Annotated in this window: 15 protein-coding genes and 4 tRNA genes; 9 read left to right on the forward strand and 10 right to left on the reverse strand. The window is 66.9% G+C overall.

The annotated features are described in order from the left end of the window. Window positions 1–209: 209 nt before the first annotated feature. Genes ESP70_RS00005 through ESP70_RS00015 form a run of 3 tightly spaced genes read right to left on the reverse strand, consistent with a single transcriptional unit; the run spans window position 210 to window position 2,496 of the window. A complete protein-coding gene (locus ESP70_RS00005) occupies window positions 210–578 on the reverse strand; it encodes a hypothetical protein (protein WP_149687354.1) in 369 nt (122 codons plus the stop codon). Between the two features lie 16 nt (window positions 579–594). Further along, window positions 595–1,452 carry a hypothetical protein gene (locus tag ESP70_RS00010; RefSeq protein WP_149687355.1) on the reverse strand — a complete coding sequence of 286 codons (858 nt, stop codon included), beginning with the start codon at window positions 1,450–1,452 and terminating at the stop codon, window positions 595–597. 54 nt (window positions 1,453–1,506) lie between these two features. Then, window positions 1,507–2,496, reverse strand: a complete 990-nt coding sequence (locus tag ESP70_RS00015; protein WP_149687356.1) for a LacI family DNA-binding transcriptional regulator — start codon at window positions 2,494–2,496, stop codon at window positions 1,507–1,509. A 181-nt stretch (window positions 2,497–2,677) separates the two neighbouring features. Here ESP70_RS00015 and ESP70_RS00020 point away from each other — a divergent pair, with 181 nt between their 5' ends. From ESP70_RS00020 to ESP70_RS00035, 4 genes are all read left to right on the forward strand, one after another. Beyond that, the gene (locus ESP70_RS00020; protein ID WP_149687357.1) at window positions 2,678–3,601 is read left to right on the forward strand and encodes a carbohydrate ABC transporter permease; all 924 of its coding nucleotides are present in this window, start codon (window positions 2,678–2,680) and stop codon (window positions 3,599–3,601) included. Between the two features lies 1 nt (window position 3,602). Then, window positions 3,603–4,505 carry a carbohydrate ABC transporter permease gene (locus ESP70_RS00025; protein ID WP_149687358.1) on the forward strand — a complete coding sequence of 301 codons (903 nt, stop codon included), beginning with the start codon at window positions 3,603–3,605 and terminating at the stop codon, window positions 4,503–4,505. Between the two features lie 48 nt (window positions 4,506–4,553). Further along, window positions 4,554–5,888 carry an ABC transporter substrate-binding protein gene (locus ESP70_RS00030; protein WP_149687359.1) on the forward strand — a complete coding sequence of 445 codons (1,335 nt, stop codon included), beginning with the start codon at window positions 4,554–4,556 and terminating at the stop codon, window positions 5,886–5,888. A gap of 94 nt (window positions 5,889–5,982) precedes the next feature. Beyond that, a complete protein-coding gene (locus tag ESP70_RS00035; protein ID WP_149687360.1) occupies window positions 5,983–7,737 on the forward strand; it encodes a glycoside hydrolase family 35 protein in 1,755 nt (584 codons plus the stop codon). 23 nt (window positions 7,738–7,760) lie between these two features. Here the strand turns inward: ESP70_RS00035 and ESP70_RS19915 are convergent, their stop codons facing one another. Next, window positions 7,761–7,925 (reverse strand): hypothetical protein, encoded by a 165-nt coding sequence (locus ESP70_RS19915; RefSeq protein WP_188110420.1) that lies wholly within the window; start codon window positions 7,923–7,925, stop codon window positions 7,761–7,763. A gap of 171 nt (window positions 7,926–8,096) precedes the next feature. Here ESP70_RS19915 and ESP70_RS00040 point away from each other — a divergent pair, with 171 nt between their 5' ends. Continuing rightward, window positions 8,097–8,300 carry a hypothetical protein gene (locus ESP70_RS00040; RefSeq protein ID WP_149687361.1) on the forward strand — a complete coding sequence of 68 codons (204 nt, stop codon included), beginning with the start codon at window positions 8,097–8,099 and terminating at the stop codon, window positions 8,298–8,300. Between the two features lie 7 nt (window positions 8,301–8,307). Here the strand turns inward: ESP70_RS00040 and ESP70_RS00045 are convergent, their stop codons facing one another. From ESP70_RS00045 to ESP70_RS00060, 4 genes are all read right to left on the reverse strand, one after another. Beyond that, the gene (locus ESP70_RS00045; RefSeq protein ID WP_149687362.1) at window positions 8,308–9,543 is read right to left on the reverse strand and encodes an adenine nucleotide alpha hydrolase family protein; all 1,236 of its coding nucleotides are present in this window, start codon (window positions 9,541–9,543) and stop codon (window positions 8,308–8,310) included. Between the two features lie 107 nt (window positions 9,544–9,650). Further along, window positions 9,651–9,727, reverse strand: a tRNA-Val gene (locus ESP70_RS00050). Between the two features lie 34 nt (window positions 9,728–9,761). Next, a tRNA-Cys gene (locus ESP70_RS00055) sits at window positions 9,762–9,832 on the reverse strand. Window positions 9,833–9,860: 28 nt separating this feature from the next. Further along, window positions 9,861–9,932, reverse strand: a tRNA-Gly gene (locus tag ESP70_RS00060). Window positions 9,933–10,013: 81 nt separating this feature from the next. Here ESP70_RS00060 and ESP70_RS00065 point away from each other — a divergent pair. From ESP70_RS00065 to ESP70_RS00075, 3 genes are all read left to right on the forward strand, one after another. Then, window positions 10,014–10,847 (forward strand): aminotransferase class IV, encoded by an 834-nt coding sequence (locus tag ESP70_RS00065; protein ID WP_149687363.1) that lies wholly within the window; start codon window positions 10,014–10,016, stop codon window positions 10,845–10,847. 54 nt (window positions 10,848–10,901) lie between these two features. Further along, window positions 10,902–10,973, forward strand: a tRNA-Val gene (locus ESP70_RS00070). Between the two features lie 356 nt (window positions 10,974–11,329). Next, complete coding sequence (locus ESP70_RS00075) at window positions 11,330–11,656, forward strand: hypothetical protein (RefSeq protein ID WP_149687364.1); 327 nt, start codon at window positions 11,330–11,332, stop codon at window positions 11,654–11,656. Between the two features lie 3 nt (window positions 11,657–11,659). Here ESP70_RS00075 and ESP70_RS20525 read toward each other — a convergent pair whose 3' ends face one another. Together ESP70_RS20525 and ESP70_RS19920 are read right to left on the reverse strand one after the other, a co-directional pair. Beyond that, on the reverse strand, window positions 11,660–11,788 hold the full coding sequence (locus ESP70_RS20525; protein ID WP_281287280.1) for a hypothetical protein: 129 nt from the start codon (window positions 11,786–11,788) through the stop codon (window positions 11,660–11,662). Continuing rightward, complete coding sequence (locus tag ESP70_RS19920) at window positions 11,785–11,943, reverse strand: hypothetical protein (RefSeq protein WP_188110421.1); 159 nt, start codon at window positions 11,941–11,943, stop codon at window positions 11,785–11,787. The genes ESP70_RS20525 and ESP70_RS19920 overlap by 4 nt, the downstream gene beginning before the upstream one ends. Before the next feature lie 195 nt (window positions 11,944–12,138). On the opposite strand from ESP70_RS19920, the gene ESP70_RS00080 reads away from it, so the two are divergent. Continuing rightward, window positions 12,139–12,471, forward strand: coding sequence for a cupin domain-containing protein (locus ESP70_RS00080; protein ID WP_149687365.1), 333 nt, complete (start codon window positions 12,139–12,141; stop codon window positions 12,469–12,471). The last annotated feature ends 3 nt before the right edge of the window (window positions 12,472–12,474 follow it).

The raw sequence follows: 12,474 nt of genomic DNA on the forward strand, positions 1-12,474 counted from the left end.
GGGAGTCATCTCAACCTTGGGGCCCACTGAAGGGTTCTCACCCGACCCATGTCGTTCCAGATCGGCGCACTGACAACACTACGACAGATCACCGACAAAGTCGAACACCTGTTCGAATGGTGAGACGACGGCGGGATGGTCCAAGAGAATCCGCTGTCGCTCCCAGCTGTGTGATCCGACCTTCGAGCGTACTTCGAACGCCGCGCGGCTCAGTCTTGGGACGAGCGAAGCGGCGTGAAAAGCGCGACGACGGTCGAAGTGGCGGCAACGACGGTGCCGAGCAGTGCAACGAGGCCGTCCCCGATCCCGACCATGCCGTCGTAGAAAAGTTCATCGAAGACCAGAACTCCCAGGCATGCGAGCCATCCCAAGCCCGCCGCGACGACTGGAATGCGTGTCACCCACCTGGCCGATAGCGCGGCCGCAAGCGCGAACGCGACCCCGGCGCCTGCAGCCGCGTAGACGGTCCCCGACCAGGTGAAGTCGTTCTCGTCACTGGGCGCGAATGCCCAGATCGAGAGCGGTGTGAGGAAGACCAACGCTGCGAGAAGGCGCGAGGTGACATAGTCACGAATCATGGGCAGTGCCTAACGGTCAGAGCTTGTCGAGCGGGTTGACCGCAGCCCACGCCACGATCGTCGGCACGATGATCCACACGAGCACCAGCAGGATCGACGCGATCGTGGCGAACAGCTTGGCCCGGTCACGGGGTGGGTTGCCGGCATCGCCGATGACCTCCCAGAGCGCCTTGAACGACGCGTCGAGCGCGATCCGCGTACGACTGCGGGCGATGCCGGCTGCGCGGAGGATGCACCAGAACATGCCGAGCCCGATCACGAAGAACGCTGCCGCGAACGTGTACTGGGCCCAGGTGTCGCCCGTCAGGCTGTTCTTGATCACCGAGAGGAGCCCGGAGATCGCGGCACCACCGACGAGGAACGCCGGCAGGGGGAGCGACGACTTGTTGAGGTCGTTCGTGATCGTGTCGACCTGGATCCGGGCGGTGGCCAGCAGCTGGTAGTCGTCGGACCCGACGGGGCTGTTGGCCTCGCGCAGGGCATACAGCTGCCGGAGGTCCTTGACGAGGCGCTTCTGGTGGCTGCGCACGATCGCCGTGATCAGGAGCTGGACGACCTTGTTGGCGACCGGCTTGATCAGTCGCGGCACCTTGAGCGCCGACGGCTGGCGGGCACCGTTGCGGTCGAACACCTCGAGCGCGCGCATCGCCCGGCGATGAGCCTCGTCGAAGCGGGCCGCGTGCTTCAGCGGCTGCCGGCTGCTGAGCTCCTGGAGCATCTGGTCCTCGATGACGCCGGAGCTGCCGAACTTCTCGAGCACGGCGTTGGCCTCGGCCTCGTCGTGCTCGCGGAACAGCCGCAGCGAGTCGAGCCGGGAGGTCAGCTCGTCAAGAAGCAGGCTCTCCTCCTCGCGCAGCGGTTCGTCGATCGCCATAACGCGAACGCTAGACCTCCGAGAGGTTCACTGTCCCCGTTATGCCCTCTCGTTTCAGTCCTGCGGGGGCGGGGCTGTGCTCTTGCGGACGACGAGCCGAGTGGGTACGAGGGTCACGCCGGGCTCGCTGACGCCGTTCTCGACCTGGTCGAGCGCGTCGGTCACGCACAGCCGGCCGACCTCAGCGAAGTCCTGATGGATCGTCGTCAGGGGCGGCAGGTAGGCCGCGGAGTCCGGCAGATCGTCGAACCCGACGACCGAGATGTCCTCGGGCACCCGCCGGCCGCCTTCGTGGAGCGCGTTCATCAGGCCGAGGGCCATCTGGTCGTTGGCGACGAACACCGCGGTGACGGACTCCTCCTGGAGCAGTTCTTGCCCGGCGGCATAGCCGCTCTCGGCGGACCAGTCGCCGCGCAGGATGTCGGGGACGGGGCGGCCCGCCGCCTCGAGGGTCTCGCGCCAGGCGGCCAGACGGCGTTCGCTGGCGAACGACTCCTCGGGACCGGCGACGTGCCAGACGGTTTCGTGGCCCAGCGAGAGCAGGTGCTCGACGGCGAGCCGGCCGCCGGCCGACTGGTCGGTGTCGACGACGGGGTAGCGGTCGCCGGCGTTGGAGTCCGCGACCACGACGGGCGCTCCGGGCGGAAGCCCGACTGTTGCGGCGTCGAGGAGATGGATCTCCATGATGACGATGACCGCGTCGACGGCGAGCTCCTCGAGGCGCCCGAACGCGCCGATCACCGCGGCCTCCGTCGGCATCGCCACGGGGATCAGCGTGATGCCGTAGCCGCGGGCGGTGGCCTCGGCGGCGATGCCCTCCAGGGTCTTGCTGTTGCCGACGTTGGCCAGCGAGAACAGGATCACGCCGATCGTGTGGAAGCTGCCCCACTTCAGGGCCCGTGCGGCGCTGTTGGGCCGGTAGCCCAGCTCCCGCATCGCGGCCTGCACGAGCTCGCGCGTGGCGGGGATGACGCCGGGGTGCCCGTTGGACACGCGTGACACCGTTTGTGAGGAGACGCCGGCCAGCTTGGCGACGTCCGCCATCGACACACGCCGGGGTCGGGATGTGCCATTCGAGACGGGCTCTAACTCGCTCACAGGTCTTGACGTTCCTTCCTAGGGGTGTAACGTAACGCGCGTCACAACGATGTTTACGTAAACATAGGCGGTTTCGCGCCGCATGTGAAGCGAACAGGCCGAAGGGCCGAGGAAAGGACCGAATCAGATGGTTGCCACGGGATCAGTGGTCGCGCCGGCCGACAAGGTCGCGACGTCCTCCCGTCACTTCCGTCGTTCCTGGGCCGGATGGGGCTTCCTCGCCCCGTTCGCAGTGGTCTTCGCGCTGGTGTTCCTCGCGCCGATCGCCTACTCGATCTACCTCAGCCTGTTCCAGGACCGGCTGATCGGCGGCAACAGCTTCGTCGGGGCGGACAACTACAATCAGGCGCTTCAGGACCCGGCGTTCTGGGAGTCGGTCCGCCGCGTGGGCCTGTTCCTCGTGGTGCAGGTGCCGATCATGCTGTTCCTTGCCCTGCTGGCCGCGCTGGCGATCGACGGCGGCCGCCTCTACGGCGCCTCGCTGTTCCGCATCGCGATCTTCCTCCCGTACGCCGTCCCGGCCGTCGTCGCGACGCTGATGTGGGGCTTCATGTACGGCAGCCAGTTCGGCCTGATCGGCAGCATCAACGACTCGCTCGGGCTCTCGCTGCCGGACCCCTTGGGCCCCAAGTGGGTGCTGGCGTCGATCGGCAACATCGTCACGTGGGAGTTCGTCGGCTACAACATGCTGATCTTCTACTCGGCCCTGCGGGTCATACCGGCGTCGCTCTACGAGGCGGCCGCGATCGACGGGGCGAGTGAGTTCCGGATCATCCGCGCGATCAAGCTGCCTGCGATACGCGGCGCTCTCGTGATCGCCACGATCTTCTCGATCATCGGCAGCTTCCAGCTCTTCAACGAGCCCAACATCCTCCACTACGTCGCGAAGAACGCGATCAACACCCAGTACACGCCCAACATGTACGCGTACTCGCTGTCGTTCTCCGGCCAGCAGTACAACTACTCGGCGACCATCGCGATCATCATGGGCCTGCTGACGATGGTCATCGCGTACACGGTCCAGCTCCGCGGCATGCGAAAGGCCCTCTGACATGGCGACGACGAATGCCCTCCGGCCCAAGCAGCGAGCGCGTGCCGCGCACTCGTTCGCGAAGCCTCGCCGCAGTCCGCTGCTGACGGCACTGACCGGCCTGATCCTGATCTACAGCCTCGTGCCGCTCGCGTGGCTCGTCATCAACGCGACCAAGTCGCAGGAGGACCTGCTGTCGTCGTTCGGCCTGTGGTTCGGCGACGGGTTCTCGTTGTTCTCCAACATCAAGGACACGTTCACCTACAACGACGGCATCTTCCTGCGCTGGTTCGCCAACACCCTCTTGTACGTCGTCGTGGGCGCCGGCGGAGCGACGATCCTCGCGGTGATGGGCGGCTACGCGCTCGCCAAGTTCGACTTCCCGGGCAAGAAGGGCGTGTTCGCCGTCGTGCTCGGCGCCGTGGCGGTGCCCGGCACGGCACTGGCCGTCCCGACGTTCCTGATGTTCAGCAAGATGGGCATCACCGACACCCCGTGGGCCGTCATCATCCCGTCGCTGATCTCGCCGTTCGGGCTCTACCTCATGTGGACGTTCGCGACCGACGCGATCCCCACCGAGCTGATGGAGGCCGCCAAGGTCGACGGCGCGTCGGAGCTGCGCACGTTCTTCCAGGTGTGCCTGCCGATGCTGGCGCCGGGAATCGTCACGGTGCTGCTGTTCTCGATGGTCGCGACCTGGAACAACTACTTCCTGCCGCTGATCATGCTGAAGGACCCGGACTGGTACCCCCTGACCGTGGGCCTCAACTCGTGGAGCCAGCAGGCCCTGACCGCAGGTGGAGACGTGATCTTCAACCTGGTCATCACCGGATCGCTCCTGACGATCCTGCCGCTGATCGCGGCCTTCCTTCTTCTGCAGCGCTTCTGGCAGTCCGGGCTGTCGGCAGGGAGCGTCAAGGAGTAGGCCAGCTCGGGCTGGCCACCACAGTTTCGAACCAACGAGAGGAAACACATGAACACCAAGCACGGGAGGCTGCTTCGCGCAGTCGCCGTCTCCGTCGTGGCAGCGCTCGCCCTTGCGGCGTGCGGCGGCTCCGACGGTGACAAGTCGAGCTCGACCGGGGGAGCGGCCGACGTCAAGGCGGCGCTCAAGAAGGGCGGGACGATCACCGTCTGGGCCTGGGAGCCGACGCTGACCAAGGTCGTCAAGGACTTCGAGGCCGAGCACAAGAACGTGACGGTCAAGCTCGTCAACGCCGGAACCGGCAACGATCAGTACACCGCGCTGCAGAACGCGATCAAGGCCGGCAAGGGCGTCCCGGACGTCGCGCAGATCGAGTATTACGCCCTGCCGCAGTTCTCGCTCGCCAAGTCCGTCACCGATGTCAGCTCGTACGGCGCCAGCGGCCTCGACAAGACGTTCACCCCCGGCCCCTGGGCCTCGGTCCAGCAGGCCGGCGGCATCTACGGCCTGCCGATGGACTCGGGACCGATGGCGCTGTTCTACAACAAGACGGTCTTCGACAAGTACGGCGTCGCGGTCCCCAAGACGTGGGACGAGTACGTCGACGCGGCTCGCAAGATCCACAAGGCTGACCCCAAGGCGTACATCGCGAACGATGCGGGAGACGCGGGCTTCACGACGAGCCTCATCTGGCAGGCCGGCGGCCAGCCGTTCAAGGTCGACGGCGACAAGGTCAAGATCGACCTCTCCGACGCCGGCTCCAAGCGGTTCGCCGACACGTGGCAGAAGCTGCTCGACGAGAAGCTGCTCGCACCGACTCCGTCCTGGAGCGACGGTTGGTACAAGGGTCTGGCTGACGGCAACATTGCCACGCTGACGATCGGCGCATGGATGCCGGCCAACCTCGAGTCGGGCGTCAAGGCCGGTGCGGGCAAGTGGCGCGTCGCGCCGATGCCGCAGTGGGATGCCGGCGCCAACGCCACGTCCGAGAACGGCGGAAGCTCGCTCGCGATCCCGACGGCCAGCAAGAACAAGGCGCTGGCCTACGCGTTCATGGACTACGCCACCGCGGGCCAGGGTGCCCAGACGCGCGTCGATGCCGGAGCGTTCCCGGCGACGACCAAGCAGATCAGCGACCCGGCGTTCGTCGACAAGAAGTCGGCCTACTTCGGCGGCCAGGAGATCAACAAGGTGCTGGCCGCGTCCGCTGCGGACGTCGTCAAGGGCTGGTCCTACCTGCCGTTCCAGGTCTACGCGAACAGCATCTTCAACGACACGGTCGGCAAGGCCTACGTGTCGAAGACCTCGCTCGCTGACGGCCTGGCGGACTGGCAGAAGAAGTCGGCCTCCTACGGAGACCAGCAGGGCTTCACGGTCAACTGACCGCCGCACGCGCACGGGCTGTGAGGGCTCCTCGATCAGGGGTCCTCACAGCCGGCGGACGGCACACCTCTCACTCACCCCACGAAGGACCGGCATGACATTCGCGATCGGCGACCACGACTTCCTGCTGCACGGGAAGCCGTTCCGGATCCTGTCCGGTTCGATCCACTACTTCCGGGTCCACCAGGACCAATGGGCCGACCGGATCCGCAAGGCCCGGCAGATGGGCCTCAACACGATCGAGACGTACGTCGCGTGGAACGCGCATGCACCCCGGGAAGGCGAGTTCGACCTCTCGGGCAACCTCGATCTCGGGGCGTTCCTCGACGCCGTGGCGGCCGAGGGCATGTACGCCATCGTCCGACCGGGACCGTACATCTGTGCCGAGTGGACCAACGGCGGTCTGCCGGCCTGGCTGTTCGGTGACGGCGCCGGCGTACGCCAGGACGAGCCGCGCTACATGGCCCACGTCGATCGCTACCTGCAACAGCTCGCGCCGGTGCTCGAGCCGCGGCAGATCGATCGCGGCGGGCCGATCATCCTGGTGCAGATCGAGAACGAGTACGGCGCGTACGGCAGCGAGAAGTCCTATCTGCGCAAGCTCGTGGCGATCAACCGGCGCATCGGGATCACGGTGCCGCTGATCACGGTCGACCAGCCGGTCGACGACATGCTCGAGAACGGCAGCCTCCCGGAGCTGCACCGCACCGGATCGTTCGGCTCGCGCTCGCACGAGCGCCTCGACACGCTGCGGCGCCACCAGCCGACCGGGCCGCTGATGTGCTCGGAGTTCTGGGACGGCTGGTTCGACGACTGGGGGAGCCACCACCACCTGACCTCGGTGGACGAGACCGCCCACAGCCTCGACGAGCTGCTCGAGCGCGGCGCCTCGGTCAACATCTACATGTTCCACGGAGGTACGAACTTCGGGTTCACCAACGGCGCGAACGACAAGGGCACCTATCTGCCGATCGTCACAAGCTATGACTACGACGCACCGCTCGACGAAGCGGGCAACCCGACGGAGAAGTACTGGGCGATGCGTGACGTGATCTCCAAGTACGCGCCGGTGGGCGACGAGAAGCCCCAAGCCGCGCCGGAACCGCCCTCGTTCACCGCGCCTCTGCGCAGCGTCCTGCCGCTCTGGAGCGTGCTCGACCTGCTCGGCGACTGGACGACCCACGACGATCTGCCGACCCTCGACTCGCTGGGCCACTACGAGGGCTTCGCGCTCTACCGCACCACGATCGACGTGGCCGGCCCGGCGATCCTCCGGATCGACGAGGTACGTGACCGGGCGCAGGTCTTCCTCGAGGGCGACAGCATCGGCGTGCTGGCCCGCGATCACCACGACACCGCGATCCCGTTGCCGGCCGATGCGAAGGGCACACTCGACCTGCTCGTCGAGGACCAGGGCCGGGTCGACTACGGACCGCGCATCGGTGAGCCGAAGGGCCTCATCGGCGAAGCGAGCATCAACGGGGAGCCGCTGCGGGGCTGGTCCGTGCTGCCGCTGGACCTGTCCGCCATCGACCGGGTGTCCCATGCGTTGGAGTCGGCTGGAGCGCCCTCGGTGATCGCCGGGCCGGCGTTCGCCGGTGCCACGTTCGATCATCCCGGGTCCGGTGACCTCTACCTCGACACCTCTGCCTGGGGCAAGGGCGTCGTCTGGATCAACGGGTTCTGCCTCGGCCGCTACTGGTCGCGGGGTCCTCAGCGCACGCTGTACGTCCCCGGTCCGGTGCTGCGCGAGACCGGCAACCAGCTCGTCGTGCTCGAGCTGCAGGCGGCGTCGGGCAGCGACGTGTCATTCGTCCCCGCGGCCGACCTGGGTCACACGGAGGCCTGAGCGCGGTCTCCAGCGCGTACGGCTCAGACCTCGTCGGCCACCGGATCCTGCGGATGATGATCGGCGGTCCAACCCATGTCCTGGAGACGTTTCTCGAGCTTTCGACCGGCGGTCGAGCTCATGCGCGAGGAGAGCTCGTCTTCGGGAATCGGCGATTCGTACTCGAAATTCTTGCGCTGTCTTGCCACGGCCCAACCTCCCCATAATCGTCACATCACAGAGATTTTCGAAGCCGAGATTAGAGCGGCCGGGTCCGACTTTCAAGTCCGACTTCCGCGTCACGTCTGCGCAGGTCGGAGGCGGTTCGGGTCGGATTGGAGGGGTACGCCTGACGACACGCCGACAAGAGGAGAAGTCTCATGACCGAATCACCCGTGCCACCCGCCGACCCCAACTCCACGCCGGAGGATCCGGACGTCGCACCGGCTCCCAATCCAGGTGAGGATCCCGACCCGACCGACCCCGCTCCCGGGGCCGACTCGGGTCAGGGTGACCCCGTCGACCCGGTCCAGGAGGGCGCTCCTGCCACTGGCCCGGAAGCACCTCAGCCGCCGCTGGGCTGAGGCCTCGTCAGTGCTGGGCGAGCACCCCGGCTCGGAGATACATCTCGGCTGCTGCCGCGGTCCTGACCCTCAGGTAGTCCTTGGCGGTCGGTGAGTCGCCCATCAGGTTCTGCAGCGACGCCGACACGGCGACGTCAGGGATGATCCTGCGGTCGTCGAACGCCGCCACGGTGTCGTGCAGCACCGCCGCCATGCTGGCGTTGCGGCGTACGTCGCCCCGCCCGTCGACTGGCGCGGGGCGCGGGGCGACGGCCGGCGGCAGGTCGGGCCGCTGCAGGAAGCGATCGCGCAGCCGTCGGGGCGGAGTGGGCGGTCGAGGGACCACCGGAGGTGGATCGTCCGGGAACACGACAGGGAACGCGTCGCGCAGCAGCTGCTTGTACGTCTGCCCGCCCAGTCGTTCGCCCAGAGACTTGGACATCCAGTGCCGGACCCAGCGGGGGTCCTCGAACGGCGAGAGCGACGCGCGATAGGCGCCGCTCGCGACCGACCTGACGATCCCGTTCTGGCGGAAGCCGAGGTGCACGAGGTCGTACAACGTCAGCCCGGCGAAACAGTCCACCAGATCCTTGTGCAGGTCGATGAACTCGTCGAGCATCGCGGTCAGCCGCTCGCGTCCGCGCATCGGAGTCAGGGCCAGGTTCTTGGCGTGCTCCTTGTCGAGGAACGCGGCGGACGTCGCGGCACCGTTCCTGCGGTTCTCGCTCCGGGGCAGGTGCGAGCCGGAAGAGACTCCGCCGAGGTAACCCGAGAGCACGAGCCGGTCACCGATCGCGTCTGCCATCGCTCCGAAGATGGCGAGCGCGTCGATGGGTCCCAGGGAGTGCCACCGCTCCCACGTGGCGACGCCGGCCTTCGTGATGGTCGGCAGGTCCCAGGTGATGAAGTCGGGATCGACCCGCTGATGTCTCACGCCGAGCCGTTCGCATGTCGCGACGGCCGCCGCCGCGTCTGGGAACCTCGCCGTGCCGAAGGTGATGCAGCCGATCGCGTCTGGGGGCAGGACCATCAGAGCCGCGCCCAGGAGCGCGCGCGAGTCCAGGCCGGCGGTCAGCGGGATGACGATCTCCGAACGGCCGCGGGTGGCGTCCTCGATGATCTGGCACAGCAGCTCGATCGGGTCCTCGGCGACTGGTGCGTCCGGGACCAGGAGCTGTCGGACGTACGTGCTCGCGGCTTCGGCATCGGGCACGAAATAGAGCGACACGTAGTCGTCGAGCGCATGCGGGAGACGGGGCGACACAAGGCCTTCACCGTAGGGCCAACGGCGTTGAGTCGTCCGGCATTTTGACGGATTGAGTGTTGGAGAAGGAACGGACAAGGCCCCCGCCGAAGCGGGGGCCTTGTGGATGGTGGGCGATACAGGACTTGAACCTGTGACCTCTTCCGTGTCAGGGAAGCGCGCTACCAGACTGCGCCAATCGCCCGTGCAAAATTCAGTTGTCATGCTGGTGTTGCTCGAGGTGGGTACGGGATTTGAACCCGTGTAAACGGATTTGCAGTCCGTTGCCTCGCCTCTCGGCCAACCCACCGCTGGATGGGTATGGAGACCCGCTTCCGAGCGGACAACGAGATTCGAACTCGCGACCCTCACCTTGGCAAGGTGATGCTCTACCACTGAGCTATGTCCGCACTGCCTCAAATCGAGGCGACACGAAACTTTAGCCGATCACGGCGGCCGAACCCAAACCGGGGTCGGGGTAGCGTGGCCACATGAAGACATGGCTGAACGGCGACCTCCTGCAATCGCCGGAAGCACCGTCCATTAGTGCCCTTGATCACGGGATCATCGTCGGTGACGGCGTGTTCGAGACCATCAAGATCGAGGACGGGCAGCCGTTCGCACTGACGCGTCACCTCGACCGGTTGGTGCGGTCCGCCGAGGGTCTTGGCATCGGCAAGCCGGACGTCGGCGCGATCCGCGAAGGAGTCGCGGCGACCATGGAGAACCAGGACCTGGTCTTCGGTCGCATCCGGGTGACCGTGACCTCGGGACCGGGACCGCTGGGTTCGCCCCGGGGGAGCACAGGACTGACGCAGGTGGTCATCACCGAGCCGTGTGAGCGTCCACCGTCGGTCAGCGCCATCGTGACCGTGCGGTGGCCCAGGAACGAGCGTGGAGCGCTCGCGGGCCTCAAGACGACGTCGTACGCGGAGAACGCCCTGATGGTCGAGCACGCGCTCGCTCGTGGCGCTTCAGAGGCCGTCATGCCCAACACGGCGGGCATGCTGTGCGAGGGCACCGGGTCCAACATCTTCTACGTCGTCGGCGAGCAGCTCATCACCCCGACGCTGCAGGCCGGTCCGCTCGCGGGCGTCACCCGTGCGCTCGTGCTCGAGTGGTGCGCCGCCGAGCTCGACGTGGTCGAGCGTGATGCGCCGATCGAGGTGCTGCAGACCGCCGACGAGGTGATCCTCGTCGGCACGACCCGGGACGTACAGGCGATCTCACGAGTCGACGGCCGTGACGTCGCGGCGCCGGGGCCGATCACGCGCAAGGCGCAGGAGATCTGGGCGCGCGAGTCGGTCAAGGACGTCGATCCTTAGACCGGCCTCGTTGGGAGGCCGCCCGGTCGATGGGTTAAGGTTTCTGACGCACGCGGGCGATTGGCGCAGTGGTAGCGCGCTTCGTTCACACCGAAGAGGTCACTGGTTCGAACCCAGTATCGCCCACCCGTGAGACATGGCCCTCTGATCGACGCTCGAATGGTCAGAGGGCCCTCTTGTTGCCTGGGCCGGTCGCAGCATCGTGGACAATTCGCGCATGGCACATGAGACCGAGGCAACCAGGCTGCCGATCGGCGAGGTGCTGAATGGCCACGGGATACATCCACTCAACGCGGGAACCACGGTCGTCACGCGATGTGGGCTGGTCGTTCCGAACGACGGAGCCGCCCAACGAGGAAGCTGCTGGGTGCACTGACTCATCAGGTCGAGCTCTTGCGACAGAGCATTCTTGAGGACTGGACGTCCGGCGACTGTGGAAGGCGCCACTGCTGTGCCGCGCCGGTCGCAGATAGGCTGTCGCCATGTCGAATGAGCTCGGGCTGTCGCTGATGCTGGGTCCGCCACTGATCATCGTGGCGCTCATCGTGACGTTCCGCGTGCTCGGTCCGGGCCGGCCGACGTCAACCACGCCCGTTTCCGTTCCGGCCGACATGAGCCGGGCCCGGCTCGACGTCGCGCAGTCCGTTGCCTCGGGGATGCTGGCGGGCCAGGTCGTGGAGGACGAGACGCTGGCCGAGGTGATGGCGCTCAAGGACCAGCGCAGGCCGACGCACGCCGTCAAGCTGCTGCGGCAGCGCACCGGGCTCGAGCTGGGCGACGCCAAGCGGCTCGTCGACCGCCTGCCCTGACCCTCAGTCCGGCTCGGCCGGTCGATCGCCCTCCGGTGGGTTCTCCTCGACCTCGTGCTCGGGATCGGGCGCGAGTCCGGGATCCATGTCGGGCTCCTGGCGGCGGATCGGGTCGCTCGGATCGATCGTCATCCGTCACCCCCGGTCCCGTCAGCGTCCGGGTTGGTCACGCTGGGCTCGGGGATCACGGTGGAGCCGCCGTCGGGATTCGACGAAGGCGTGATCTCAGGATCTTCGGTGGGCCTGGCCTCTGGATCGGCGCCGGGCTCGATGGGTGACTCGCTCATGGTGCTCTCCCTTCCATGGCCGGCCCGGATGAGATCGGCGGGCTGGAGAGTCTGCGTAAGGCCTCCAGCCCGCCCGATATCTCGACTGCCGGTCGAGGTCCGCGATATACCCCAATGGTCTGGAGCCAAACACCGTTTCTGGACCATTCGTGGAAGGTCTTGACCGGCGTTGCGGCAGGGGATGACACTCGACGGATGTCAGACCCGGTCGAGTCCAATCCGTCGCTCTACTCCGTCGTGTTCGAGAACGAGCGGGTCCGCGTGCTGGAGTATCGCGACGTGCCGGGCGACCGCACGACGCCGCACTCCCACCCCGACAGTGTCATGGTCACGTTGAGCGGCTTCGACCGTCGGCTCAGCGTCGGCGACCAGGTCCGCGACGTCACGCTCGAACCGGGTCATGCGGCGTGGCTCCCGGCGCAGACGCACGCGGGGGAGAACATCGGCAGCACCGAGACGCACGTGATGTTCGTCGAGCTCAAGGAGCCGGGCGAGCCGTCCGGGGGCGCAGCCCTCGGCCCGGCCTGAGCG

The organism is Aeromicrobium ginsengisoli, from assembly GCF_004134905.2.
GTDB lineage: Bacteria > Actinomycetota > Actinomycetes > Propionibacteriales > Nocardioidaceae > Aeromicrobium > Aeromicrobium ginsengisoli.

Bases quoted from the DNA above. Each gene is read 5' to 3' on its own strand.
- ESP70_RS00040 (WP_149687361.1), top strand. From the start codon at position 8,097: ATGACCGAATCACCCGTGCCACCCGCCGACCCCAACTCCACGCCGGAG.
- ESP70_RS00035 (WP_149687360.1), top strand. From the start codon at position 5,983: ATGACATTCGCGATCGGCGACCACGACTTCCTGCTGCACGGGAAGCCG.
- ESP70_RS00075 (WP_149687364.1), top strand. From the start codon at position 11,330: ATGTCGAATGAGCTCGGGCTGTCGCTGATGCTGGGTCCGCCACTGATC.
- ESP70_RS00015 (WP_149687356.1), bottom strand. From the start codon at position 2,496: ATGGCGGACGTCGCCAAGCTGGCCGGCGTCTCCTCACAAACGGTGTCA.
- ESP70_RS00065 (WP_149687363.1), top strand. From the start codon at position 10,014: ATGAAGACATGGCTGAACGGCGACCTCCTGCAATCGCCGGAAGCACCG.
- ESP70_RS00005 (WP_149687354.1), bottom strand. From the start codon at position 578: ATGATTCGTGACTATGTCACCTCGCGCCTTCTCGCAGCGTTGGTCTTC.
- ESP70_RS19920 (WP_188110421.1), bottom strand. From the start codon at position 11,943: ATGAGCGAGTCACCCATCGAGCCCGGCGCCGATCCAGAGGCCAGGCCC.
- ESP70_RS00025 (WP_149687358.1), top strand. From the start codon at position 3,603: ATGGCGACGACGAATGCCCTCCGGCCCAAGCAGCGAGCGCGTGCCGCG.
- ESP70_RS00030 (WP_149687359.1), top strand. From the start codon at position 4,554: ATGAACACCAAGCACGGGAGGCTGCTTCGCGCAGTCGCCGTCTCCGTC.
- ESP70_RS20525 (WP_281287280.1), bottom strand. From the start codon at position 11,788: ATGACGATCGATCCGAGCGACCCGATCCGCCGCCAGGAGCCCGACATG.
- ESP70_RS00010 (WP_149687355.1), bottom strand. From the start codon at position 1,452: ATGGCGATCGACGAACCGCTGCGCGAGGAGGAGAGCCTGCTTCTTGAC.
- ESP70_RS00020 (WP_149687357.1), top strand. From the start codon at position 2,678: ATGGTTGCCACGGGATCAGTGGTCGCGCCGGCCGACAAGGTCGCGACG.
- ESP70_RS00080 (WP_149687365.1), top strand. From the start codon at position 12,139: ATGTCAGACCCGGTCGAGTCCAATCCGTCGCTCTACTCCGTCGTGTTC.